The sequence below is a fragment of the Pseudomonas sp. GW821-FHT02H06 genome (genome assembly GCF_059421525.1).
The window spans coordinates 209,732-232,684 of record NZ_JBWKVD010000006.1; the positions used below are offsets into that span (position 1 = coordinate 209,732).

A 22,953-nucleotide genomic window follows, 5' to 3' on the forward strand; every position below is an offset into this window, starting at 1 on the left:
GGCCGATCCCCGGTCGATAGATGCACCTCTGGTTCCGTCGACCGCTGCTGTACCCGACCGAACCCGCTTATTTCCAGAAGGACCGTCCATGATTCCAATTCAACGCATCGCCTGGCTCAAGGCCTGGGGCGCCCATGGTTTTACCGCCACGGGCGTGGTGCTCGCCTTTCTCGCGACCATTGCTCTGTTCGACAATCAACCCAAGGCGTGCCTGCTCTGGCTGGGCTTCGCTCTGATTGTCGATGGCGTGGACGGCTCCCTGGCGCGCAAGCTCAACGTGCAGTCGGTCCTGCCGCACTTCGACGGCTCCGTGCTGGACCTGGTGATCGACTACCTGACCTACGTATTCATCCCCGCCCTGTTCATCTACCGCTACATCCCGCTGCCGGAATACACCCTGCTGCTGACCACCTCGATCATTCTGGTGTCGTCGCTGTTCTGCTTCTGCAACGTCGAGATGAAGAGCAAGGACAACTACTTTCAGGGCTTCCCGGCCGCCTGGAACGTTGTCGCCCTGTGCGTGTACATCCTTTCCCCGGCACCGTGGCTAACCTTCATCACGGTGATCTGCCTGGCGCTGCTGACCGTCACACGCATGAAGTTCCTGCACCCGTTCCGCGTTCGCCGCTTTATGCCGCTCAACATCGCGGTCACGGCCGTGTGGTTCTTATGCAGCTTCCTGCTAGTGATGAACCACCCCTACAACGGGTCGGTGACGCTGTTCGTGTGGCTGGCGATGTCGGCGTACTTCCTGGGGATCTGCATCTGGCGCACGTCCATGGAATGGATCGACAAAGCCCGCGTCTGATTCTTCCAACGGCTTTCTTCAACGCACAAAAAAAGCAGCCCTCTTCGGATGGCTGCTTTTTTTTGCGCGAGGTTTAACCGGGCGTTTTTGACGCGGCCTAGAGGGTGTAACTCAACGGCAGCTGGGTCGTCGACTTGATCTGCTCCATGGCAAAGCTGGAACTCATGTCGGTGATGCCGGACAGCTGGATCAGCTTCTTGTAGACGGCGTCATAGCCGGCGATGTCCGGCACCACGATCCGCAGCATGTAGTCGGTGTCGCCTGCCATGCGGTAGCACTCCACCACTTCGGGCAACGTGGCAATCAGGTCGTGAAAACGACCCAGCCACTGGGCATTGTGCTGGTTGGTGCGAATGGCGGCGAAGACTGTCACTGCGACGTTCAATTGCCCAGGATCAAGCAACGCCACCCGCCCGCGAATCATGCCCTGCTCTTCAAGCTTCTGTACCCGACGCCAGCATGCGGTGCTGCCAAGGCCGACGCTGTCAGCGATTTCCGCGATCGGACGGGTGCAGTCGTTTTGCAGAATGCTCAGGATGGCCTGGTCGAATTTGTCCATGGGATGCGCGGTGGCCTCAGGTGAAGTCATATGCCGGGAAGCGATAAAGATAGGCCAAAAAGAGCGAAGCTGAAAATCATATTCCGCTAACTGGGGTTTTACCGGAAATATATTCTAAGCCGAGTCTAAATCTCCGTTGAGGAATCAATTTTTTTTCAGCCTGACGCTAGTAGTATTTTCTGCACGACGGACAGCGCAGAAATCCCCATGAAAACACTCCCTTGTTATTTCGATTACGCCGCCACCACACCGGTTGATGACCGCGTCATCCAGGCCATGGTCGCCTGCCTGGGCCGCGAAGGCACCTTTGGCAACCCGGCTTCCACCTCCCACGCCTACGGCAATCAAGCCCGCCAGGCCGTTGAATTGGCGCGCCGTCAGGTCGCAGAACTGGTGGGCTGCAGTGCCGATACTCTGGTCTGGACCTCAGGCGCGACCGAATCCAACAACCTGGCGATCAAGGGCATCGCGCTCAACCCCAACAACGGCGCCCGTCGCCACCTCATCACCAGCACCATCGAACACAAAGCCGTCATCGACACCGTCCGCCAGCTTGAGCAGGCCGGGTGCCCGGTGACCTGGCTCGAACCCGACAACCGGGGCCTGATTCACCCCGACGCCGTGCGCCAAGCACTGCGCGACGACACCCTGCTGGTGTCGCTGATGCTGGTCAACAACGAGCTGGGCACCGTCACTGACATTGCCGCCATCGGCCAAATCGTCCGTGAACACGGCGCCTTGTTCCACGTCGACGCCGCTCAAGGCGCTGGCAAACTGGCAATCGACTTGAGCGCATTGCCGGTGGACCTGATGTCCTTCTCGGCACATAAAACCTACGGACCTAAAGGCATCGGCGCACTCTACATCGGCGATCGCGCACGGCCGCTTCTCGAAGCACAGATGCACGGCGGCGGCCACGAACAGGGTTACCGCTCCGGCACCCTCGCCACCCACCAGATCGTCGGCATGGGCGCGGCGTATGCACTGGCCAGCGCGGAAATGGACGAGGAAGTTGCACGCATCAGTGCGCTGTCGGCGCTACTGCGCGAAGGCCTGCTCAGCCTGGACGGCGTGAGTCTTAATGGCGATCCCCAACAACGCGTTCCCCATACGCTCAACGTTTGCATCGACAGCCCGGGTTTCAACGTCGCCAGCCTTGCCAGTGAATTGGCGGTTTCGTCGACCTCGGCGTGTAACTCTGCAAGCAGCAGCGTTTCCCACGTGTTGCTGGCGCTGGGGTTGAGTCAGGGTCAGGCGGGCAGCAGCTTGAGGCTGAGTTTGGGGCGGTACACCGAGGTGGATGATGTTGAGAAGGCGATTGCGGTGATTGCCGGGAAGTTGAGTGCGCCGGCGGCGACGTTTTGGTGAGAGGTGAGTAGGATTGTAAGGGGACAGGTTTATTTACAGCGCTTCACCGTAAATAAACCTGTCCCCTCTGACTGCTTGGAACTTCGAAAGTTAAGGGGAGCTGTATTTATACAGCACTTTAAATTCGTTAGTTTTCTACCAAAGACTGTAAGACGCTGTACACTCTTGACTACGTAGGCGCCCCATCAAAGTAAAACTTAGAGACCTCAACTCCCTTTTTCTTGTTCTGTTTACTCTTAACATCTTCAAGGTTGTAGCCTGCGGCGCGTGCCACATGCTTGTTTTCATCACCATATAATCTTTCCAATATCTCAATTGGTGTTTTTTTGTTGGCGGCTATAGCTATTCTTACAACATAGCTCTCATCCTGAGAAAGAGCCTCAAACATCCCTGGTGATAGCTTTCTCTTGGCTGCCACGAACTGCCTGATAGCACTATCAAACTGGCACAGCTGCTCTAAAATCTCCAATGGCACACTTTTATTGTGCGCCACCCATCGCCTGTAATCCGGATAATTTTTGATCACCTCGCGCCACACCGAAATGGGTGCCTCCTCAGTTGCCGCTCTGTCGTACTCACTTTTAATGGAGCTACTCCGTAGCGCAACAAATTCCTCAGCAGACGTGATCATTTTTCATCCTTACACTTCAGAGATCTAAAATTTATATTTTTCCCGACTCCGCTTTTATGCTTGCTCATACGATCTCCATAAACATCAGTATCCGCGAGCCACGCGCCAGATTCATCGTAGACTTTCCAAGCACTTTCACCGTGGCCTGTTTTATCTACTGACCACCACTGCTGCTTTTTGGGGTCCAGATAGTATTTTGCGTAGCCCACCCCAGCGACATTACCCTCACAAACCCGGTCATACCGATTGACCTCCCATTTTTTTCTGCATGCGCGTTTGCAGTTCTGATTAGGCTTATCTGACTTAGGCTTACGCCCTGGTCCGACGGGCGAACTTGCCAGCCCTAACGGGTCGACCCAACTGATTGAGTTTGGCCCATATTGGTAGATGTTCAATCCACCTAAATAGCCAATCGGATCCTTGCTGATGAACCGCCCGACCTTTGGATCATAGTACCGATGCCGGTTGTAGTGCAGGCCGGTTTCGTGGTCGTGGTATTGGCCTTGGAAACGGATGGGGTTGGTCAGGCCGACTTGCTGGGCGAACTCTGAGCGCTGTTCTTGCGCCTCGCCCCACGCTTTGTACTGAGCGCTCCACGCGGTGTTGCCGTTCTGGTCGGTCATTTCCTGGGGCGTGCCGAGGTGGTCGCATTGGTACCAGGCGAGTGCGTCAATCGGCAGCGCGACTGGCTTGTAGTTCCAGAGCGGGTCTTCTTTGAAGTTGTAGCGGCCTTCGTAGGTCGGTTGGCTTACGAGGCGGATGGTTTCGTGGCGGATGGCTTGGGCCACCGGCACGAATGTGCGGGGCTCGTGGATGTAGTGGACGGTTCGGCCTAACCCGCCAGCGCAGGGTGGAGGGCTGCTTTCCCAGGCGAGGTTGTCGCCATCCCAGCCGTATAAGGTGAAGCCGCAGCCGAGCTCGCGCTCTTTGCGGGCGTGTTCGTTTTCATTCCAGCCGGTGCCGGCTTCTGGGCGCGGTCGGTAATGGGCTTTTGAGAGTTTGTAGAGGCGACGTCCGAGTGGGTCGTAGCCGAAGTCGACAGTGAGGCGCGGATCTCGAAAATGCGCCAGACGATCGAATAGGTCCCAGTGCAGTTCGCTGCGCAGGCCGTTGGTCCAGCGCTCGGTCTGGTTGCCGCGTTCGTCGTATTCGTAGTGGTTGCCGGCGTAGTCGCGCAGCAGGTTGTCGATCAGTTTGTGGCGGACCGGTTCGGGGTCTAGTGGACGGCGGACGGGTGCGGCGCTGTCATCGAGCAGGTTGCTGGCCGGGTCGAAGGCGAAGGTTTCGGTGCCGAGGCGGCTCATGGCGCTGAGCAGGCGACTGACCGGGTCGTAGCGGTAACTTAATGGGCCGCGACGGCTGTCGTTAATGTCGGTGAGTTGGCCGGCGGCGTCGTAGGTGTAGGCGCGTTTTATGAGCGTGGTTTTGTCGTCTGCTCGTCCTAGCAGTTGCTCTTGCAGGCGTCCCGCCGGGTCCCAGCTTTGGGTTTGCAGCAGTTGGTTGCCCTGATGGCGGGCGACTTCGCGGTGCAGATCATCGCGCTCGTAACTGAGCAGTTCGTGCTCGTCGAGCTTCAAGCAGAGCAGATGGCCGCTGCCGTAGGTCAGCCAGCTGACGCGATGGCCGTCCGGGCGAATGGTCGCGAAGCGGTTATTGAGCGCGTCGTACTCATGCTGCCAGACGGCAACCAGTGGTTTATCCAGGTTCGAGTAATGCTGGTGCTCGCGCAGTAAATTGCCAGCTGGGTCGTGAAACCATTGCAGGCGACTGGCGGCGTTGGTCGCCATGACCAGATGGCCGTTGCCGTCGTAGGCGAAGGTTTCGCTTTGGGCTTGTTCGCCGAGGGTGGCGCGGCGTTCGGTGAGACGGCCCATGGGGTCGAAGGTCAGCGCAATGGTGCGCTGGCCGTTGATGGTCTCGGCAAGGCGCCCGGTTTCCGGGTCGTACTGATAGCGGGTCGAGCGCCCGTCGAAACCGCGCTCTTCCAGCAGCCTGCCCACAGGATCGTAGTGAAAATGCGCACGGCGCTCGTTTTCGTTTTCCAGCGCTACGAGGCGGCCCAGTTTGTCCCAGCGGTAACGCAAGGTTTGCTCGGCAGCGTCGACGCGTTCGGCGATAAATCCCGCAGCGGTATAGCGCCATGTGGTGCAGAGTTCCAGGCCATCGGAGTGGGCGAGCAGCCTGCCTTCGGCGTCGCGACTAAAACGTTCTTCGGTTTTGTCCGGATGCTTGATCAGGACCAACTGACCTGATTTGTATTCATACGTGGTGCCGTGGCCAGCGGGATCGGTGAAGCGAACCATCTGACCGCGTTCGTCGTATTCCCAGCTACTCACCTTGCCCGAGCAGTCGGTGTACTTAACGAGTTGTCCGGCATCGTTGTAGGCCAACGCCTTCTTGTTGCCATTGGCATCCCTGATCGCAGTAGGAAGACCAAACGAGTTGTAGGCGTACTCGGTGACGTTCTCTAGCGGATCAATCGCCTCAACGAGATTGCCGCGAAGGTCATAGTCCCGTTTCCACAGCCCACCCTCGCCATCGCTGATTTTGATCAGATGGCTTTTTTCGTCGTAGGCGTAATTCATCACGCTGTGATCAGCGCGGGTGTGTTCCGTCAGATTGCTGAGCTTGTCGTAGCGATACCGATCCGTGCTGCCGTCGGTGTGGACGTGGCGGATGATGTTTTTCGCGGCGTCGCGGAAGAACCACTCGGAACGCCCGTCGGCGTGGCAGATGCGGTACGTGTAGCCGAGGCTGTCGTAGTAGTGCCGGGTTTCGTGGCCCAAAGCATCGGTGACGTAGGTCAGGCGGATATTTTCGTCCCACGCCAGTCGGGTTTCGAAACTGCCGTCATCGGCCCATTCGCGCACGGCCTTGGCATCGGGGCCGGAGCCTTGCCATTGCAGATTCAAACCGCGATTGGTGCGGTCGGTATAACGGATAATCAGGTGGTTTTGATACTGGTAGCGCCAGGCCGAACCGTTCTCGTCCTGAGCCAGAACAAGGTCACCAAAATCATCGTATTGATACGCGCACAGTTGCCGTTTGACGTCGGCATCACGAACCTCCCAAAGACCGGTCAGACGCCCCTGATCATCGATCAACGTGCCCAGGCGCAGATGAACTTTGTTGACGTCTTTTTCCGAGTAAGTGACTAACTCGGAGAGCACCATCCGATCTCCATGGCGATGCTCGTGATGCAACATCACCCCGGCGCCATTCGGCAAAACCTTGTTGATCAGAACGAAACGATCACCCCGCTGAACATAGGTCTCCCTTTGCTCCAAGCCCCGCATCAGCACCAACCGATCCTTGCTGACGCGAACGACGGTCAGATTTTCAATGGCGTTAAAGTGAAACAGCTTGACCTTGGGAAGAGGGAATTCATGGCTACGCCCGTCGAAGTCATGAAACACCAAACCGTCGCCGACGAGATCGAAACGTGTAGTAAACGCCGTAATCCACCGCGCACCGATAACGTCCTGATCGTAGGCATCCAGACTCGAACAGTAAGTCCGCGTCCACTCAATCGGAAACGGACCCGGCAGACTGAAATCGGTGTGACTAACCGACTCCGAGCCCATCGCAAAACTGATGCTCTTGATCGTCGCCGCACAGGCGCAATTCTTCTGTTCGTTGGGCCGACCCTTTGCAGGCTTCTCGAACTGAACAGCCTCAAGCTTGCCTTCACTCGCCTTGCGCTTGGCCTGATTAACCATCCCCGGTTTGATGTTGAACGACTGGCCATGCCCATTGCGCGACCGCCAGGTGACCACCGCATCACCCAGCGTGAGCAGGAGCGAACCAATGGAATTCTGAACCCCAGGATCCGCCAGACGATTGATCTGATCCCGAAGCTCCGGGCCCAGTGATCGCAACGAGGCCGCATGTCTGAGCACCTGCGCCTTCAGCGCTTCAGGCACGAAATATTCGGCAGCACCGTTTACAGCGCCTTTACCCGCAGCAATGCAAACATCCGCAGCGGCCGCAAAAATGTTGCCAATCGCGGCTTTGGGGTCATACGCCCACTGATCCCCAGCGACCTGAACCCGCTGTTCGGCCTCAAGCAAATCAGCGCTGGCGTTCAGCTTCGGGTCAACCAGCTTTTCAAGACCGGAAGCGATCTCAAGAAGCACACCTTCCCCAAGTTTTCCGGCATCCTCAAGAATGCCGGGGAGCTTGGCCTGCGCCTGTGGCACAAAGTCATCAAGCGTCCCGACGATGTCCGCGTTGAGGTGCCCGATCAGAATCTCGATCAGCACGCCACCCAACACCAATTTCCCGCTCCGACGCATCTCCTGGCGCACCAGAAACAGCATTGGCCGCAGGCTCATCCGTGCCGCCGCCATGCGAGGCGGGCGTGGCATCACTCCGATCAGATTGATGCCCAGACTCACCCAATCCAGCGGATCGCGCTTCTCGCTGCTCCATAACCTGGCGATGTCATTCAAGGCATCGACCAGCGCCATGATGTTGCCTACCACCGGCAGTCCGCCTGCCTGGGCCTTGATTCGATCAAGCGAAACAACCCCGCCGCTGATCTCCTGTAACCAGGCATCGACGTTTGCAGCACCGACGCCAACGTCCTGAAGCTGAATCAGATCAAGCGGAACGATCGCCACTTGAGGCTCGCGTTTCTGGTCGCTGCCGGGCGTAACTACGGGGTTTGCCAAGGATGCTCTCCGTGCTCAAAAACCATCAGGCAGGCGTGTTTGCCGAACCGGGGGCGACGGAGATATCAAGGGTTGTGCCAGCTGTGAATTAGCCGATATAAATCAATTGCTTGCGAAGAAAAACGGCAGGCTTAAGCGAACGCTAAACCCGAAAACAAAGAAGAAGTGCGCAAGAAGTTGCGCACCCCTGTGCAACTTCTTGCGCACTCGTCTGCACACTACGAACGACGTGGCCTCCAACCCATCAACCACCCCATTCTCACGAAACGAGTGCGCAACTTTTCGCGCATCATGGCTATGAGTCATCCCAAAGCTCTCTGCGCCAGCGCCAGCCCCTCCCCGACCACAGTGAGAAATGCGACAACCCTGATCAGCATCAAGCAGGCGCCATCAGGACGAAGCTGATAGACTGCGCCCCGAAATTACTCAAGAGGAACGCTTCATGGCCACTAACCGCTCCCGTCGTCTGCGCAAAAAACTCTGTGTCGACGAGTTCCAGGAATTGGGCTTCGAACTGAAGCTGGGCTTCAAAGAGGACCTGGATGACGAGGCCATCGACGCTTTCCTCGACGCTTTCCTGACAGAGGCCATGGACGCTAACGGTCTGGACTACGTCGGCGGCGACGACTTCGGTCTGGTTTGCCTGGCGAACCGTGGTTCGGTCAGCGAAGAACAGCGCGCTGCTGTCGAAGCATGGCTCAAAGGCCGTAGCGAGCTGACTGAAGTTGAAGTCAGCCCTCTGCAGGACGCCTGGTACCCGGAAAAGCCGATCAACGCGGCTGTCTGATGAGCTGGCGGGCCTTCCCGCCGAGCTGATACCTAAAAAGCCATCCTTCGGGATGGCTTTTTTGTGTCCGGGATTCGAGGTTTTGTTGTGTTCACCGGACAAAACCGCAGCCGGACGTCACGAATGCTGCCAGGAAATGGCGGCCTGCAGCCGGCGTTACGGGAAAAAACCACGGTTTAACGTGACTTTGAATGGGCAAGCGCAAAAAATAGCGCCGTTTGACGGCAGTACCCCGGCGCAAGTCACGAAAGCTTGGGGCATAATGCCGCTTTACCGAAACGCCAGTGTCACGCCCTGCCATCGGGCATTTTCTGGTGGATCGTTCACAATGCGAGGGAATTCACCCCCTCTTCATCTTCGTTGTTCGCTGCAGTAGGGTTTATTGAATGATCAAGTCTTTGCGTCCGCTGTTTATCGCCACCCTGCTTTTGCCCCTCTCGTTCTCCATCGCCGCCGCCCCTATCAATACCGCCCTGCCCCCCAAGGTTCAGGAAGCACTCAAAGCCAGCAAGCTGCAGAACGATGCGCTTTCGCTGGTGATGCTGCCGGTCAGCGGCCCCGGCACCCCGACTGTTTTCAACGCCGACGTGTCGGTCAACCCGGCCTCGACCATGAAGCTGGTGACCACCTACGCCGCCCTGGAAATGCTCGGCCCGACCCATCAATGGAAAACCGAGTTCTACACCGACGGCACCCTCAGCAATGGCGTTCTGCGTGGCAACCTGTACCTCAAGGGCGGCGGCGATCCCAAGCTGAACATGGAACGCTTGTGGCTGCTGATGCGCGACCTGCGTGCCAACGGCGTGCAGCAGGTGACCGGCGATCTGGTGCTCGATCGCAGCCATTTCGTACAACCGCAACTGCCGGTGTTCGATGACGATGGCAACGATAAGAACAAGCCGTTCCTGGTGCGCCCTGACTCCTTGATGGTCAACCTCAAGGCCCTGCGTTTCGTCACCCGCAACGACGGCGGCAGGATTCTGGTTTCGGTAGAGCCGCCCATCGCCGCGATCCACATCAATAACCAGGTCAAGGCGCTGTCATCCAGCAAGTGCACCGGCGACGTGCTGTACAACCCGGTGCCGGAAGCCGATGGCGGCATCACCGTCACGGTGTCCGGCCAGTTGGGTGACGGCTGCAACTCCCAGACCTATCTGTCGCTGCTCGATCACCCGACCTACACCGCCGGTGCCGTGCGCGCCATCTGGCAGGAACTGGGCGGGACCATTCTCGGCAAGGACCGTCTGGACGTGACACCGGGCAGCGCCAAGTTGCTGGCCAGGGCCTTCTCGCCGGATCTGGCGGAGATCATCCGCGACATCAATAAATTCAGTAACAACACCATGGCCCAGCAGCTGTTCCTGAGCCTGGGCGCCGAGTTCCGTAACGAAGCCGACGGTGACGACGCCAAAGCCGCACAGCGTGTGGTGCGCCAATGGCTGGCGAAGAAAGGCATCATCGCGACGCATCTGGTGATGGAAAACGGTTCAGGCCTGTCCCGCGCCGAACGGGTCAGCGCACGGGAAATGGCGCAGATGCTCCAGGCCGCGTGGAACAGCCCGTTTCAAGCCGAATTCATGAGTTCGCTGCCGTTGGCAGGGATGGACGGCACCATGCGCAAACGCCTGAAACGTACCGCCCTGCGCGGCGAAGCCCACATCAAGACCGGCACCCTGAACACCGTACGGGCTATTTCGGGATTCAGCCGCGACAGCAACGGCAACACTTGGGTGGTGGTCGCGATCCTCAACGACCCGCGTCCATGGGGTGCGTCTTCGGTGCTGGATGAAGTGCTGGTCAGCCTGTACAACCAGCCGAAACTGGCGAGCACGTCGATTTCGCTTCAGCAATAACGTCACGCGCCGGGCTGTGCGAAGTCGCTCGACGACATGCGCACAGCCCGGCGGCCAGTCTTTACGTACATGCTCTGCCTACCAGCTCTGCCCCAACCCCAGCAATCCGAGAATCTGTTTGCGCAGGTCAACCAGATACGGGTCGTCACGGTGCCGTGGATAGGCACGGTCGATGATCAGCTCGGCCTTGATCTGCGCGGGCCGGTCGCTGAAGACAATGACGCGATTGGCGAGCAGCAGCGCCTCCTCGACATCGTGGGTGACCAACAGCGCCGTGTAACCCTGGCGTTGCCACAGATCGATCAACTCCTGCTGCATGGCAATCCGGGTCAGCGAATCGAGCTTGCCCAGCGGCTCATCGAGAATCAGCAGTCTTGGCTCGTTGACCAACGCCCGCGCCAGCGCCACCCGCTGGGCCATGCCGCCCGACAGCTGTCGCGGATAGGCTCGTGCGAATTGAGTCAAACCGACCTTCGCCAAGGCCTCATCAACCTTGCCCTTCGTGGTTTTTAGCAGACCCTGGGCTTCCAGGCCGAGGGCAACGTTGTCCCAGACCCGACGCCACGGGTACAGGGTCGGGTCCTGAAACACCACCACCCGCGTCGGATCCGGCCCGGTGATCGCCACACCGTCCGCCGTAATGCTCCCGCTGTCCGCACCTTCCAGCCCCGCGACCAGCCGCAGCAGGGTGGACTTTCCACAACCCGACGGTCCTAACAGGGCGACGAATTCCCCCGGTTCAACCTCCAGCGACACCCGCTGCAACACCGGCAGCTTGTGCCCTTCGAGGGAGAAACCGTGGCTCAGGTTATCGATGCGCAGCGCCAGACCACGACTGTGCTCGGCGCTTGCCGCTCTGGCTGCATTTACCATTTCATTGCTCCTTGCTGCCACGCCAGCAGACGGTCACGAATCAGAAACAGCGCCGAGATCAGCCCCGAACAGGCCAGCGCCATGATCAACAATGCTGCGTACATGTTGGCGTACGCCGCCCACCCCTGGGCCCATTGCAGGTACCAGCCGATGCCGGACTTCACACCCATCATCTCGGCGACCACCAAGGTGGAAAACGATGCGCCGAGGCCCATGAACAAGCCGACGAAAACGTGAGGCAGCGCTGCGGGAATCGCCACTTTGAAGATGAGAAAACCCTGTCTTGCGCCCAAGGTACGGGCCACGTCGTAGTAGGCCTTGTCGACGCTCGACACCCCTGACCACGTCAGCACCGTCACCGGAAACCAGGTCGCCAGCGCAATGAGAAACACGCTCGCACTCCAACTGCTGGGGAACAGAAAGAAGCACAGCGGCAGCAAGGCGGTGGACGGCACCGGGCCGAGGATCCTCAACACCGGGTGCAGCCAGTAGCCGATGCTCCGCGACCAGCCGATGGCGACGCCGGCGATGAACCCTGTCAGTGCGCCAAGGGCGACACCGCTGCCCAGGAGAATTGCCGAATGAAACAGGCTGTCGGCGAGGCGCGGCCAGTCCTCGACGTAGACGTCCAGCAGCGCTTGGGGTGGCGCGAAGAACGGCACCGGCAATACGCCGAATTTGGCGGTGAGCAGCTCCCAGATCGTGAGTAGAATCGGCAGCGCGATCAGCCAGGGGCCGAGCGTTTGCGTACGCGTGGCGATGCGCGGAGACCAACGCCCCGCAACCACCGCCAGCAGGATCAGCCCGGCCATGATCGGGCACAGATTCGCCAGACCCTGGGTCATCGGCCAGAGACGGGTGGCGTTGGGCAGATACACGATCAATAGCGCCGCCGCGAGCCAGACCGCCGCCGCCACTACGCCGTGCAGCCAGAAGCGCCCCGCCGGGTGTTTCAGCCGTTCGACGCCGGCCGCCAGCTCAACTGAAGACATCGGCAGTGATCTCCGCAGCAAAGGCGTTGGCATCAGTGCTTTGACGGATGACCTCGACGGTTTTCAGGTCGCGAACGTAGGTGGCGATCTCGGCGGTCAGTACCGCGCCGACGGCGTGATGTCCATGGGTGTGATCGTGGAGGATGGCGACGACTTCCTCGGTGGTGGTGTTCAGCGCGTAAGCCTGGAACCCTTTGGCCACCTCCTCCGGATGCTTGACCGAGTAATCGTGGGCTTCAAGAATCGCCTGAGTCAGGGCCGCCACGGCGCGTCTGTCGTCCCGCGCCAGTTTGCCGGTCACGCCCACCACGCAGCAGCTGAGGCTGGCGTAGTCCTCCACCAGATTCGACGACAGTTCGCGAGCCTTGCCGGCGTTGATCAGTCGGTACATGAACGGGTCGCTGCCGCTCACCGCCTGCACTTCGCCGCGCTCCAGCGCCGTACCCAGCAAGTCGGCCGGATACAGGCGCCACTCGACGTCGCGCACTGGGTCGACGCCATGTTTCTTCAGGAGGATGGAAAAGAAGTTACGGTCGGGACTGGCCATGTCGGTCACGCCGATGGCCTTGCCTTTGAGGTCTTCGAGTGTCTTCACGTTGCCACTCGCCGCCGTCAGCAACCGCAAGCAGCCGCCGTGTGTTCCGGCAGTCAGCTTGACGTCGAAGCCCTGCTCCAGCGCTTTCAGCCACCGCAACGCCATGCCGATGCCGGCGTCCGCTTTGCCCGTCGCAATGGCTTCCAGCAACACTTCGGTCGAGTTGCCGAAATTGACCAGCTCGACGTCCAGATTGTGCTTCTTGAAAAAGCCCTGCCCGTGGGCGATGACCACGGGGGCCAGGCACACGGCGTTCAAGTTGATCGCAAGCTTCAGCGCCCTCGGCTGATCGAGCCTGATGAATTCGCCCGTGCCCGCCGGCTCGCTCGCCCCGCCACTGACGTCGGCGCCGTGCCCGGCATGCTCCGCATGTTCGTCCGCAGCCCAGACGCCGCGCGGCAATGACAGCAGAAGTGGCGATGCCAGCGCAGCGCCGGCGAGGCTCAGCACCCGCCGACGGCTCAATTGATCGAAAACGGCCATGGTGTTCCCTTACCCGGTGAGTGAGATGGTCGTCGCCGAACGAGAATTTTTAATAACCAAATCCTGGGGTTTCGCCGACTGCTTAAAACATTAGCACCGGCCATTTAATTAATTAAATTCATTTTTGTTCTATATGACTATGCAAATAGTCTATCTGAATGACTTCGCATCCTGCATGCCAGGCGGCATCGAAGCGTACTGGCTGACGGCAATGTCATGCACCACCTTGTGCACTACCGCTATGCTGCGTGCTCGACCCATCACCGGATTCGCGCCGCCAATGAAGACCTCCAAGACCCAGACCCTCCGCCACTCTCTTCTCATCTCGGGATTGCTCAGCGCGCTGCTATCGGCAGCGCTGCCAGCCCACGCCGAAGACAGCAAACCCACCCGCGTGCGCGGCGCCATCACAGCGATCGAAGGCGATGCGCTGAAAATTCACAGCAATCGCGGAGAGGACCTGCAGGTTGCGCTGACGCCTGACACGCAGATTCGCGGCGTCACGTTGGCGCAGGTGTCGGAAATCAAACCGGGCAGCTACATCGGCTCCGCCGCGGTGCCGCTGCCGGACGGTTCGTTGAAGGCGCTCGAGGTGCATGTGTTCCCGCCGGAAATGGCGGGCACGGGGGATGGCCATCGGGCCTTTGACCTGACGCCGGACAGCACGATGACCAACGGATCGGTCGGCGATTTGGTCGCCAGTAATGGCCGCACCATCACGGTGAATTACAAAGGCGGGCAGAAGAAGATCGTCATCCCTGATGACGTGCCGATCGTCAACCTGGTGCCAGGCGATCGCAGCTTGCTCAAGCCCGGCGTGAAGGTGGTGCTGCAGGCGCAGAAAGGTTCGGACAACTCGCTGACGGCGCTGTCGATTTCTGCAGGGGAAAATGGCGTGACGCCGCCAATGTGAAGCGGCCAATGTGCAGGGCTTGTAGCGTTAAAAACCTGCGTGGCGCCGGTAGATGAAACAGCACCGGTCAGCATGCGCAGGTCAATTATCAGGTCTGACTCAAAGACAGGTCGCGAGCACCGCGCCACGTTGCTCGATCACCTTGGCGCCGGGCTTGGCGTAGAAATTGACCTTGGTCATGCCCGCCTTGCCCGCCACGTCAGCGAAATATTCGCCCTCGGTGGTGTAGACCGTGAAAGCGCCCGGCTCGCCCTTAGCCATGAACACGTCAGCCACATCACCGAACAGCTGAACGTTGGCCCAGGTGACCTTGATGCATTCGGCGACGGCGACCGCAGGCTTCTGACTGGTGTAAACCTGCGCCGGCCCTGCCGAACGTGTCTGATTCAAGCTCATGCAACCCGACAACAGGATCAGTGCCACAGCGCCCGCCCAATGTTTCATGCCAGTCCCATTCATCAAACGTCCTTTTCGTTAAAAAAGGAACGATGTTACCAGCAACCTCAAGCGAGCCCCATGGGTAAGCCGTCCGAGCGCTTAATCATCCAGCCCGGCGGGCGGTGCAGCAGGCGCGGCCTTACCGGGCTTGGCCGATTTGCCTGACGGCGTTGCGGTCTTCGGCTCGGCGACGGGCGCAGGTGGAGCAGCGGCGGCTGCTTCCTTCTCGGCCATCGGCATCTGGTCGATGGTGCTGAAAATCTCCTTCGGATCGATGGGGCCGTTGTGAGTCATTTTCTTCTCGCCGTCCTTGCCCACCAGAATCACCTGCGCCTGTTTTTCTGTCTGGGCGCCAAGCTTGAGTTCGCGGATCAGGGCCATGGTGGTCTGGGCGTCGAGGTCTTTACCGTTACGCTGCCCCACGGTATTGATGATGGTGTAAAGGACCATGTCACGTTTGGCGAAACCATCTTTGTTGGCGGGTTCGTCCAGACTTTTCTTAAGGGCCCCCAGCGTCGGGTCTGCCGAACTCGACGCGATAACGATCAGTGGACGGGCCTTGCCGCGCTCCTGGGAAAGTGGGCCATCACAGTCGGCAGCCAGCAAAGGGCTCGACACGGCGAACAAAACGGCAAGGGTCAACGACCGGCTAAACATACACACCTCCTCTGGATTTCCATGCACTGATGATCGCGCATCATGGGAAAAGGTCCAGACGGTAGCGGGAAAAAAACCGGATTTATTTCGCGGCGCGCAGAGGCTTGCGGGTATCGAATAGGGTCAAAACGTCCGGCCATAGGGGCTATGGCTGACGTGAGCACCGCTGGCCCGACGGGAAAATTTCGGGCAACAAAAAAGGGCGAATCTTTCGATTCGCCCTTTTTTGTCACCGCCCAGCAGAGCGGATTTGTTTGGTAGGCGCGATTGGACTCGAACCAACGACCCCCACCATGTCAAGGTGGTGCTCTAACCAACTGAGCTACGTGCCTGCTGTGGGTCGGCATTCTACGGATATTCAAATGACTGTCAACGTCTTTTTCGCCCACTAAGCCTATGAATATGCAAATTATTTCCCCGTAGCATCGACATGGGCGGATCAACCTACAGAGTCGCCGTCGATCAGCGAGACTCGGGCGGTAAACGCCATGACCGGCCTCCCGATCGCCAGCGGATGCTTGGGTGAATCAACGAGGGCCCTCGACTTGCGCACCGAACATGCCGCCTGTCGCCATCATGGCACTTCGGACGAACTTCAGATGCCCAATGATGACAAGGAATCACGACACGGAGATCACCTGATGAACAGATTATTGACTGCGTTCACCCTCGGTTGCGCACTGACATGCACTTCCCTCACAGCGCTGGCTGGCGCCACATCGCCAGACATGGGTCCGCCACCTTCCCAGACCGGCATCGACCCGCGCGTACAGGGCAGCGACCCGGCTCGCCAGGGCTCTGATGTGGACACGCAAACCAAGAAAGGCATCAGCATTGGCGGCGGCACGTCGATGAGCAATGGCACCGGCAATAACAACGATGCCGATTTGCCCGGTGGCGATACCACCAATGGCGGCGGCAGCAAGGGCTCGGGTTCGTCGAGCGCAGGCGGCGCTGGCGGTTGAAGCACTACGTAGGCGCGGGCCATTACAGACGAATCATTAAGGGCGCTTGAACAGCGCCCTTTTCGTGCCCGGTTGTCGTGGCTTACCGTCGTGCTTTGATATAGTGCGTCGCCGCCGCGCCTGAACCAGGGTCGCGGACCCGGGCGTCATCAACAGTGGAGAGCGGCACCGTGGGCATGAAGAAATCAGCGCTGGAACTCAAGCGTGACCTGAGCACCATCGCGGCCAATCTGGAAAGCACTGCAGGCGAAATCAGCCGACTGGCCGAACGGGTCAACGATGTCGACGTGGTCGCGGTGCTGCACTTGATGAACCAGCAGTACAAGGACGCTGACCGCCTGCGCGCCTATGTGGACGAGATCAGGGCGGGCCGCATCACCCGCGCCAAGGCCGACTGATCGGCCGGCGCAATGGCCGCTCGCCTGGGGTGATTCAGGTTCGAGCAAGCAAAAAAGGGTGGCCCTCTCGGGTCACCCTTTTTCGTTACCGCCCAGCAGAGCGGATTTGTTTGGTAGGCGCGATTGGACTCGAACCAACGACCCCCACCATGTCAAGGTGGTGCTCTAACCAACTGAGCTACGTGCCTGCTGTGGGGCGGCATTCTACCGGGATCCGGAACGCTGTCAACTTTGATTCATCCCTAAGCCTATGAATGTGCGAGCTATTTGCCCCTGTACGGGCGAATCGGGCTAAATGAACGCGCCCGTGCCTCGGTGGCCAATGCCTTACCGGCATCGCGTCAAGGCCCGCAAACCTCCAGCGTCGGCTGGCCGCAAAATTTCATCTCAGGTAGGATCCGCCCACTCGTAAAAAATATAAAACAGGGGTTACAGGATGACGAACACGCCATACCCACATTCCTATTACGCCGCTTCCGCCAATCCGGTTCCGGTTCGGCCTCGGCTGCAGGGGGACGTCGAGACCGACGTGGTCATCATCGGCGCCGGTTACACCGGGCTCTCCAGCGCGCTGTTTCTCCTGGAACACGGCTTCGAGGTTACCGTGCTGGAAGCGGCGAAAGTCGGTTTCGGCGCCTCGGGACGTAACGGCGGACAGATCGTCAACAGCTACAGCCGCGACATCGACACCATCGAAAAGAGCGTCGGGCCCAAGGAAGCACAATTGCTCGGGCACATGGCCTTCGAGGGCGCGCAGATCATCCGGGACCGCGTCGCCAAATACCAGATCCAGTGCGACCTGAAAGACGGCGGGGTTTTCGCCGCGATCACGCCCAAGCAGATGGGCCATCTGGAGTCGCAGAAACGTCTCTGGGAACGCTACGGCCACACGCAACTGGAGCTGATGGACCAGCGCCGCATCCGTGAAGTGGTGGCGTGCGACCAGTACATCGGCGGCATGCTCGACATGAGCGGCGGTCACATCCACCCGCTGAACCTGGCGCTGGGCGAGGCGGCGGCGGTCGAGTCCCTGGGCGGGGTCATTTATGAACAGTCTGCGGCCACCCGCATCGATCGCGGTGCCAGCCCGGTCGTGCACACCGCCGAGGGCAAGGTCCGGGCGAAGTTTGTCATCGTCGCAGGCAACGCCTATCTGGGCAATCTGGTCCCGGAACTGGCGGCCAAATCGATGCCCTGTGGCACGCAGGTGATCACCACCGAGCCACTGAGTGAGGAACTGGCGAGCACGTTGCTGCCCCAGGATTACTGCGTCGAGGACTGCAACTACCTGCTGGATTATTACCGGCTCTCCGGCGACAAGCGTCTGATCTTCGGCGGCGGCGTGGTCTACGGCGCCCGCGATCCGGCGAACATCGAAGCGATCATCCGGCCGAAGATGCTCAAAGCGTTTCCGCAACTGAAGGACGTGAAGATCGATTACGCCTGGACCGGAAACTTCCTGCTGACCTTGTCGCGGTTGCCCCAGGTCGGCCGGCTGGGCGACAACATCTATTACTCCCAGGGATGCAGCGGACACGGCGTGACTTACACCCATCTGGCCGGCAAAGTGCTGGCCGAAGCCTTGCGCGGACAGGCAGAGCGATTCGACGCCTTCGCCGGCCTGCCGCACTACCCGTTCCCCGGCGGGCAATTGTTGCGCACGCCGCTGACGGCATTGGGTGCCTGGTATTACAGCCTGCGGGACAAGCTGGGGTTCTGAATCAGGGGCGATGAACGGCCAACCGTTAACGGGCAGCTGGATTGTTCAGCGCCTTCACCGCCTCGCCCGCCGCCTGTTCCTGACCGGCCTGGGCCAGATCATTGGCGGCTTTGAGCCAGCGCTCGCGGTCTACCGGCACCGGCACCTGGCGTGGGCTCTGGATCAGCACGGCCCAGTTGCCGGCGTCGTTCCAGTCCGAGGTGAACGAATCGAAGCTCGCCGTCACTCGCCCAGGCCCGGTATAGATCAGCACCGTTCGCTTGTTCTGATCGAACCCGACCAGCACGCCGTAGCGCTGTTCTTTCCAGAACATCGAGCCGTCCGAAAACCGCACCATGACCGGATACCCCGCCGACACCTGCGCCAGCAGGTCCGGGAAACCGTGGTCGACGGGATACACCACAAACCCGTATTCGCGAGCCAGGTCCAACATGCTGCGGTCGAGCTTGTCTTCGGCGCCCGGGAGTTTGAGCGGTTTTTCCAGCAGCCCCGGCGTGGTCTGTACGCCATGGACGGTCAGCATGCTGGCCAGTGCGAACGGCGCGCTTTGATAATCCTTGCCCCGGAACGACGGCACCGCGTTGATTTCAACCCGGTCGGGCAGTGTCTTGTACATCGGCGGATAGCCGGGTTTCCAGTTGTGGGCATTCGAGCAGCCTGCCAAGACCAGCACGGCGGCCAGCGCCAGCCATTTGCGTCGACCTGCAACGCTATCCAATCGCGTCAATGCCCGCACGTTCTTCACTCACTTGACTGATGGCGAGGGATCCCTGGATCCGGCCGGAACGCGGATGATAGAGCCGCCACCGGTTGCGGTATAGCCCGAAACGCTGTCAACGCGAGTGGATAGAACAAATCGGTCATGCAATTCCTACCACCGGTCAATTTTTGGCAACAACAGGGAGACTAGACTGTCGGTTACTAAGAGACGAAGAGAAGAGCCGGAGGAAGCCATGAGCCTCGGAATGACCATTGTGATGTTGATCGCTGCCTGGCTGGCCGTTGCGGCCGCCATGTTATGGGGGGTGATGCGTATCTCGCGTCGCCATCATCCGCATTATCGGGAAACCGAAGCCGCGAAATCCGTAGAACGCGCACAACGCAAAATCCGTCATGTCACGGCCCATTGATACTGCCGTGTAACGACTGATCACCGTACACATGAAAACGGTCGGTAATGGCATCCCATTCCCGACCGTTTTTTATTGCCCTGCTTTTGTGCTGCTTCGCTCTTTATCGGCGGGCGAAGCTTATCCAGGCGTCAGACCTTCTGGCCCTGCGCTTCGGCGTCCAGGCGGCGCTGGCGGGACCGACGAACCAGCATGTTCAGCACTTCAATCAGAGCCGAGAACGCCATCGCGGTGTACACGTAGCCTTTCGGAACGTGGGCGCCGAAGCCTTCGGCGATCAGCGTCATGCCGATCATGATCAGGAAGCCCAGCGCCAGCATGACCACGGTCGGGTTATCGTTGATGAACTTGGCCAGGGGCTCCGACGCCACCAGCATCACGACCACGGCGGCCACCACGGCGATGACCATGATCGGCAAGTGCTCGGTCATGCCAACGGCGGTGACGATACTGTCGATGGAGAACACCAGGTCGAGCATCAGGATCTGACCGATCGCAGCGGCCATGCCCAGGGTGACGGTGCTGGACGCAGCTTTCTCGGCTTCGCTTTTGACGTCGACGCTGTGGTGAATCTCGGTGGTTGCCTTCCAGACCAGGAACAGGCCACCGGCGATCAGGATCATGTCCTTCCAGGAGAAGGCCTGGCCGAACACTTCGATCACCGGTGCGGTCAACTGGACAATCCACGCCACGGTGGTCAGCAGGCCCAGACGCAGGATCAACGCCATGCTGATACCAATCCGGCGCGCCTTGGTGCGCTGATGAACCGGCAGCTTGTTGGTGAGAATCGAGATGAAAATGAGGTTGTCGATACCGAGCACGATTTCCATGACGACCAGTGTCGCCAGAGCGATCCACGCCGTTGGGCTTGCAGCCAGTTCCAGAAGGTATTCCATATACGCGAGTGTCCAGGATCAGTTCAGGGGATAGAGCGGCATTCTAGGGACGGAAACACTTCAGCAAAATTCGTATTTTTCAGGCGTATACTTCGGTTTTCCCGAAGTGAAGATGCCCATGCTCAATTACCGACAGCTGCATTATTTCTGGGTCGTGGCCAAGACCGGCAGTATTGTTCGCGCCTGCGAGCAATTGAACCTCACACCACAGACCATCAGCGGGCAAATCAGCCTGCTGGAGCAGACCTACGGCGTCGAGTTGTTCAAGCGCGTTGGCCGCCAGCTGGAGCTGACCGAAACAGGCCGCGTCGCCCTGCCCTACGCCGAGCAGATGTTCCAGCTGGGTGGCGAGCTAGAAGCGGTGTTGCGCGCACAGCCCGACGAGCAGCAAATCCTCTTCCGCGTCGGCGTCGCCGATGTCGTGCCCAAATCCATTGTCTACCGGCTCATCGCGCCGAGCATGGCGCTCAATGAGCTGGTGCGCATCAGTTGCCGGGAAGACCAGCTCGAACGCCTGCTGGCGGATCTCGCGATTCAGCGCCTGGACCTGGTGATTTCCGACAGCCCGATGCCCTCTCATCTGGACATTAAAGGCTACAGCCAGAAGCTGGGCGAATGCGGCGTGAGTTTCTTCGCCACCCGCGCCCTCGCCGCCCTGTACGGCGAGAACTTCCCCCACGGCATGCAAGGCGCGCCGCTGCTGGTCCCAGGACAGCAAACGGTGGTGCGCAGTCGCCTGATGCGCTGGTTCGCCGAGCAGAATATCCAGCCGAAAATCGTCGGGGAGTTCGACGACAGCGCCCTGATGAAGGCCTTTGGCAAATCCGGCAGCGGGATTTTCATTGCGCCAAGCGTGATCGCCGATGAAGTGATCGAGCAATACGACGTCGAATTGATCGGCCATACCGATGCCGTGACCGAGTCGTTCTACGCGATTTCGGTCGAGCGCAAGGTCAAGCACCCCGGCATCGTCGCGATTACCGAAGGCGCACGGCGGCAGCTGTTCCCGGACTAGGCGTCGCAGGCTGCGGGGTTTGGGCGGACGGTCATCAGCAGCAGGGCCAGCACGATGGACAGCAGAATAATGCCAGCCGCCGCGAAGCCCAGACTGCCAAGGCCCAGATGATCGATCACCCGCCCGCCGATGATTGCGCCAATGCCGATGCCCAGATTGGCCCCGGCGATGTTCAGCGATGCGGCGAAGGCCGGGGCCTGTGGCGCCGCTTTCATCAGCCGGACATGACTGACCAGGAACAGCGCCGCCTGGGTTGCGCCCCACACGGCCAGCGCCAGGGCCAGCGCAGGCAGGGAATGCATGCTCGGCACCACCATGACCATGCCGCCGATCATGAAGGTACAGAAGGTCAGGCTGGCGATCAGTGGGTGGCGATCCACCAGCCGCCCGCCCAGTGAATTGCCCAGCAAGCCCACCGCGCCGAAGCCCATCAGGCACCAGCCCACCACCGTGCCGTTGAAGCCGGCGAGGCGCTCGAGCATGTCCGCCAGATAGGTGTAGGCGGTGAACATGCCGCTGAACACCAGCACCGACAGCAGCACGTGGCCCTGCATCAACGGGCTGCGCAGAATGCGGAACTGGCTGCGGAACGAGGCCTGATCCTTGTGCACGCTGCTGGGCAGGTAAATGAACAGCAGCAGCGCCTTGGCGAACGCCATCACCGCGAGGACGGCGAAGGCGCTGCGCCAGCCGATGGCGTCCGAGATCAAGGTGCCGACGGGGATACCGAACACCGTGGCGCAGACGATACCGAAACCGATCTTGGCAATCGCGCGGCCGGCGTGGTCAGGGCCAACGATGTCTACGGCGGTTTCGCTGGCCAGGGCCCAGAACACCGGCAGCCCGAGGGCCGGGATCAGCCGCGCGGCGGCCATCACCCAAATGTTGGGCGCCAGCGCGGCAACGGCGTTGGAGACGCCAAACATGATCAGCACCGAAATGAACAGGCGCTTGCGCTCGAAGCGCGAGAAATACGCCGTCAGGAACGGTCCGAAGCAGGCCACCGTGAAGGCGAACAGCGTGACCAGCAAGCCGGCCTGGGGGATGGTGACGGCCAGGTCGCGGGCGATGGCGGGCAGCAGACCGACGATGACGAACTCTGTGGTCAGCACGGTAAAACCAGCAGCCGACAGCAGGTAGATGGGGAAAAACATGAAATCTCCAGAACGACGAAACGACCAGTCCTCGCGGAGCGGTCG

At 59.9% G+C, this 22,953-nt stretch carries 21 protein-coding genes and 2 tRNA genes; 10 read left to right on the forward strand and 13 right to left on the reverse strand.

All coding sequences use genetic code 11. The features are described from left to right. The first annotated feature begins 88 nt into the window (after positions 1-88). Positions 89-808, forward strand: a complete 720-nt coding sequence (gene pcsA, locus AC07VF_RS12785; RefSeq protein ID WP_192172487.1) for a phosphatidylcholine synthase — start codon at positions 89-91, stop codon at positions 806-808. Between the two features lie 97 nt (positions 809-905). Here pcsA and AC07VF_RS12790 read toward each other — a convergent pair whose 3' ends face one another. Next, entirely contained in the window at positions 906-1,367 is a 462-nt protein-coding gene (locus tag AC07VF_RS12790) for an Lrp/AsnC family transcriptional regulator (RefSeq protein WP_282371358.1), read from the reverse strand. A 207-nt stretch (positions 1,368-1,574) separates the two neighbouring features. Between AC07VF_RS12790 and AC07VF_RS12795 the strand changes: the two genes are divergently transcribed. Next, positions 1,575-2,735 (forward strand): cysteine desulfurase family protein, encoded by a 1,161-nt coding sequence (locus AC07VF_RS12795; protein ID WP_495009599.1) that lies wholly within the window; start codon positions 1,575-1,577, stop codon positions 2,733-2,735. Between the two features lie 169 nt (positions 2,736-2,904). On the opposite strand, the gene AC07VF_RS12800 is transcribed toward AC07VF_RS12795, so the two are convergent. After that, positions 2,905-3,366 (reverse strand): HEAT repeat domain-containing protein, encoded by a 462-nt coding sequence (locus AC07VF_RS12800; RefSeq protein ID WP_495009598.1) that lies wholly within the window; start codon positions 3,364-3,366, stop codon positions 2,905-2,907. After that, positions 3,363-8,039 (reverse strand): RHS repeat-associated core domain-containing protein, encoded by a 4,677-nt coding sequence (locus tag AC07VF_RS12805; RefSeq protein WP_495009597.1) that lies wholly within the window; start codon positions 8,037-8,039, stop codon positions 3,363-3,365. Before AC07VF_RS12805 ends, AC07VF_RS12800 begins: the two co-directional genes overlap by 4 nt. 442 nt (positions 8,040-8,481) lie before the next feature. Between AC07VF_RS12805 and AC07VF_RS12810 the strand changes: the two genes are divergently transcribed. Then, positions 8,482-8,826, forward strand: coding sequence for a YggL family protein (locus AC07VF_RS12810; protein ID WP_065988787.1), 345 nt, complete (start codon positions 8,482-8,484; stop codon positions 8,824-8,826). Between the two features lie 386 nt (positions 8,827-9,212). Then, on the forward strand, positions 9,213-10,679 hold the full coding sequence (dacB, locus tag AC07VF_RS12815) for a D-alanyl-D-alanine carboxypeptidase/D-alanyl-D-alanine endopeptidase (protein ID WP_192172483.1): 1,467 nt from the start codon (positions 9,213-9,215) through the stop codon (positions 10,677-10,679). 78 nt (positions 10,680-10,757) lie between these two features. Here dacB and AC07VF_RS12820 read toward each other — a convergent pair whose 3' ends face one another. The 3 genes from AC07VF_RS12820 to AC07VF_RS12830 are packed head-to-tail and all read right to left on the reverse strand — an operon-like array spanning position 10,758 to position 13,622. Continuing rightward, the gene (locus AC07VF_RS12820) at positions 10,758-11,552 is read right to left on the reverse strand and encodes an ABC transporter ATP-binding protein (RefSeq protein ID WP_495009596.1); all 795 of its coding nucleotides are present in this window, start codon (positions 11,550-11,552) and stop codon (positions 10,758-10,760) included. Next, a complete protein-coding gene (locus AC07VF_RS12825) occupies positions 11,546-12,544 on the reverse strand; it encodes an ABC transporter permease (protein WP_495009595.1) in 999 nt (332 codons plus the stop codon). The genes AC07VF_RS12820 and AC07VF_RS12825 overlap by 7 nt, the downstream gene beginning before the upstream one ends. Further along, the gene (locus AC07VF_RS12830; RefSeq protein ID WP_346628951.1) at positions 12,531-13,622 is read right to left on the reverse strand and encodes an ABC transporter substrate-binding protein; all 1,092 of its coding nucleotides are present in this window, start codon (positions 13,620-13,622) and stop codon (positions 12,531-12,533) included. The genes AC07VF_RS12825 and AC07VF_RS12830 overlap by 14 nt, the downstream gene beginning before the upstream one ends. Before the next feature lie 280 nt (positions 13,623-13,902). Between AC07VF_RS12830 and AC07VF_RS12835 the strand changes: the two genes are divergently transcribed. Beyond that, on the forward strand, positions 13,903-14,535 hold the full coding sequence (locus AC07VF_RS12835; RefSeq protein WP_346628950.1) for a DUF5666 domain-containing protein: 633 nt from the start codon (positions 13,903-13,905) through the stop codon (positions 14,533-14,535). Between the two features lie 99 nt (positions 14,536-14,634). On the opposite strand, the gene AC07VF_RS12840 is transcribed toward AC07VF_RS12835, so the two are convergent. The 3 genes from AC07VF_RS12840 to AC07VF_RS12850 all read right to left on the reverse strand — a co-directional run bounded on the left by AC07VF_RS12840 (position 14,635) and on the right by AC07VF_RS12850 (position 15,962). After that, on the reverse strand, positions 14,635-14,979 hold the full coding sequence (locus AC07VF_RS12840; RefSeq protein WP_495009594.1) for a 2-oxoacid ferredoxin oxidoreductase: 345 nt from the start codon (positions 14,977-14,979) through the stop codon (positions 14,635-14,637). A gap of 93 nt (positions 14,980-15,072) precedes the next feature. Continuing rightward, entirely contained in the window at positions 15,073-15,630 is a 558-nt protein-coding gene (locus AC07VF_RS12845; RefSeq protein ID WP_495009593.1) for a DUF4174 domain-containing protein, read from the reverse strand. A gap of 255 nt (positions 15,631-15,885) precedes the next feature. After that, positions 15,886-15,962: transfer RNA gene (locus tag AC07VF_RS12850), tRNA-Val, on the reverse strand. A 309-nt stretch (positions 15,963-16,271) separates the two neighbouring features. Between AC07VF_RS12850 and AC07VF_RS12855 the strand changes: the two genes are divergently transcribed. After that, positions 16,272-16,595, forward strand: a complete 324-nt coding sequence (locus AC07VF_RS12855; protein ID WP_282371330.1) for a hypothetical protein — start codon at positions 16,272-16,274, stop codon at positions 16,593-16,595. A 176-nt stretch (positions 16,596-16,771) separates the two neighbouring features. Next, complete coding sequence (locus AC07VF_RS12860) at positions 16,772-16,993, forward strand: hypothetical protein (protein WP_197983806.1); 222 nt, start codon at positions 16,772-16,774, stop codon at positions 16,991-16,993. 111 nt (positions 16,994-17,104) lie between these two features. Here AC07VF_RS12860 and AC07VF_RS12865 read toward each other — a convergent pair. Next, positions 17,105-17,181: transfer RNA gene (locus tag AC07VF_RS12865), tRNA-Val, on the reverse strand. Between the two features lie 248 nt (positions 17,182-17,429). Here AC07VF_RS12865 and AC07VF_RS12870 point away from each other — a divergent pair. Continuing rightward, a complete protein-coding gene (locus tag AC07VF_RS12870; protein WP_282371328.1) occupies positions 17,430-18,713 on the forward strand; it encodes an NAD(P)/FAD-dependent oxidoreductase in 1,284 nt (427 codons plus the stop codon). A gap of 25 nt (positions 18,714-18,738) precedes the next feature. Here AC07VF_RS12870 and AC07VF_RS12875 read toward each other — a convergent pair whose 3' ends face one another. Then, the gene (locus AC07VF_RS12875; protein ID WP_197983805.1) at positions 18,739-19,440 is read right to left on the reverse strand and encodes a peptidase C39 family protein; all 702 of its coding nucleotides are present in this window, start codon (positions 19,438-19,440) and stop codon (positions 18,739-18,741) included. Between the two features lie 226 nt (positions 19,441-19,666). On the opposite strand from AC07VF_RS12875, the gene AC07VF_RS12880 reads away from it, so the two are divergent. After that, positions 19,667-19,843: a hypothetical protein gene (locus AC07VF_RS12880; protein WP_192172473.1), complete on the forward strand. Its 177-nt coding sequence runs from the start codon at positions 19,667-19,669 to the stop codon at positions 19,841-19,843. A gap of 131 nt (positions 19,844-19,974) precedes the next feature. On the opposite strand, the gene AC07VF_RS12885 is transcribed toward AC07VF_RS12880, so the two are convergent. Continuing rightward, positions 19,975-20,739, reverse strand: coding sequence for a TerC family protein (locus tag AC07VF_RS12885; protein WP_192172472.1), 765 nt, complete (start codon positions 20,737-20,739; stop codon positions 19,975-19,977). 118 nt (positions 20,740-20,857) lie between these two features. On the opposite strand from AC07VF_RS12885, the gene nhaR reads away from it, so the two are divergent. Then, on the forward strand, positions 20,858-21,754 hold the full coding sequence (gene nhaR, locus AC07VF_RS12890; RefSeq protein WP_122538157.1) for a transcriptional activator NhaR: 897 nt from the start codon (positions 20,858-20,860) through the stop codon (positions 21,752-21,754). Here nhaR and AC07VF_RS12895 read toward each other — a convergent pair. Then, positions 21,751-22,908: an MFS transporter gene (locus AC07VF_RS12895; RefSeq protein WP_495009592.1), complete on the reverse strand. Its 1,158-nt coding sequence runs from the start codon at positions 22,906-22,908 to the stop codon at positions 21,751-21,753. The two genes, nhaR and AC07VF_RS12895, sit on opposite strands and share 4 nt — an antisense overlap. Positions 22,909-22,953 lie beyond the last annotated feature (45 nt).

What these genes read in the sequence shown, in the direction of transcription:
- pcsA (WP_192172487.1), top strand. Translation starts at nt 89, where the DNA reads ATGATTCCAATTCAACGCATCGCCTGGCTCAAGGCCTGGGGCGCCCAT.
- AC07VF_RS12790 (WP_282371358.1), bottom strand. Translation starts at nt 1,367, where the DNA reads ATGGACAAATTCGACCAGGCCATCCTGAGCATTCTGCAAAACGACTGC.
- AC07VF_RS12795 (WP_495009599.1), top strand. Translation starts at nt 1,575, where the DNA reads ATGAAAACACTCCCTTGTTATTTCGATTACGCCGCCACCACACCGGTT.
- AC07VF_RS12800 (WP_495009598.1), bottom strand. Translation starts at nt 3,366, where the DNA reads ATGATCACGTCTGCTGAGGAATTTGTTGCGCTACGGAGTAGCTCCATT.
- AC07VF_RS12810 (WP_065988787.1), top strand. Translation starts at nt 8,482, where the DNA reads ATGGCCACTAACCGCTCCCGTCGTCTGCGCAAAAAACTCTGTGTCGAC.
- dacB (WP_192172483.1), top strand. Translation starts at nt 9,213, where the DNA reads ATGATCAAGTCTTTGCGTCCGCTGTTTATCGCCACCCTGCTTTTGCCC.
- AC07VF_RS12820 (WP_495009596.1), bottom strand. Translation starts at nt 11,552, where the DNA reads ATGGTAAATGCAGCCAGAGCGGCAAGCGCCGAGCACAGTCGTGGTCTG.
- AC07VF_RS12825 (WP_495009595.1), bottom strand. Translation starts at nt 12,544, where the DNA reads ATGTCTTCAGTTGAGCTGGCGGCCGGCGTCGAACGGCTGAAACACCCG.
- AC07VF_RS12830 (WP_346628951.1), bottom strand. Translation starts at nt 13,622, where the DNA reads ATGGCCGTTTTCGATCAATTGAGCCGTCGGCGGGTGCTGAGCCTCGCC.
- AC07VF_RS12835 (WP_346628950.1), top strand. Translation starts at nt 13,903, where the DNA reads ATGAAGACCTCCAAGACCCAGACCCTCCGCCACTCTCTTCTCATCTCG.
- AC07VF_RS12840 (WP_495009594.1), bottom strand. Translation starts at nt 14,979, where the DNA reads ATGAAACATTGGGCGGGCGCTGTGGCACTGATCCTGTTGTCGGGTTGC.
- AC07VF_RS12845 (WP_495009593.1), bottom strand. Translation starts at nt 15,630, where the DNA reads ATGTTTAGCCGGTCGTTGACCCTTGCCGTTTTGTTCGCCGTGTCGAGC.
- AC07VF_RS12855 (WP_282371330.1), top strand. Translation starts at nt 16,272, where the DNA reads ATGAACAGATTATTGACTGCGTTCACCCTCGGTTGCGCACTGACATGC.
- AC07VF_RS12860 (WP_197983806.1), top strand. Translation starts at nt 16,772, where the DNA reads ATGAAGAAATCAGCGCTGGAACTCAAGCGTGACCTGAGCACCATCGCG.
- AC07VF_RS12870 (WP_282371328.1), top strand. Translation starts at nt 17,430, where the DNA reads ATGACGAACACGCCATACCCACATTCCTATTACGCCGCTTCCGCCAAT.
- AC07VF_RS12880 (WP_192172473.1), top strand. Translation starts at nt 19,667, where the DNA reads ATGAGCCTCGGAATGACCATTGTGATGTTGATCGCTGCCTGGCTGGCC.
- AC07VF_RS12885 (WP_192172472.1), bottom strand. Translation starts at nt 20,739, where the DNA reads ATGGAATACCTTCTGGAACTGGCTGCAAGCCCAACGGCGTGGATCGCT.
- nhaR (WP_122538157.1), top strand. Translation starts at nt 20,858, where the DNA reads ATGCTCAATTACCGACAGCTGCATTATTTCTGGGTCGTGGCCAAGACC.
- AC07VF_RS12895 (WP_495009592.1), bottom strand. Translation starts at nt 22,908, where the DNA reads ATGTTTTTCCCCATCTACCTGCTGTCGGCTGCTGGTTTTACCGTGCTG.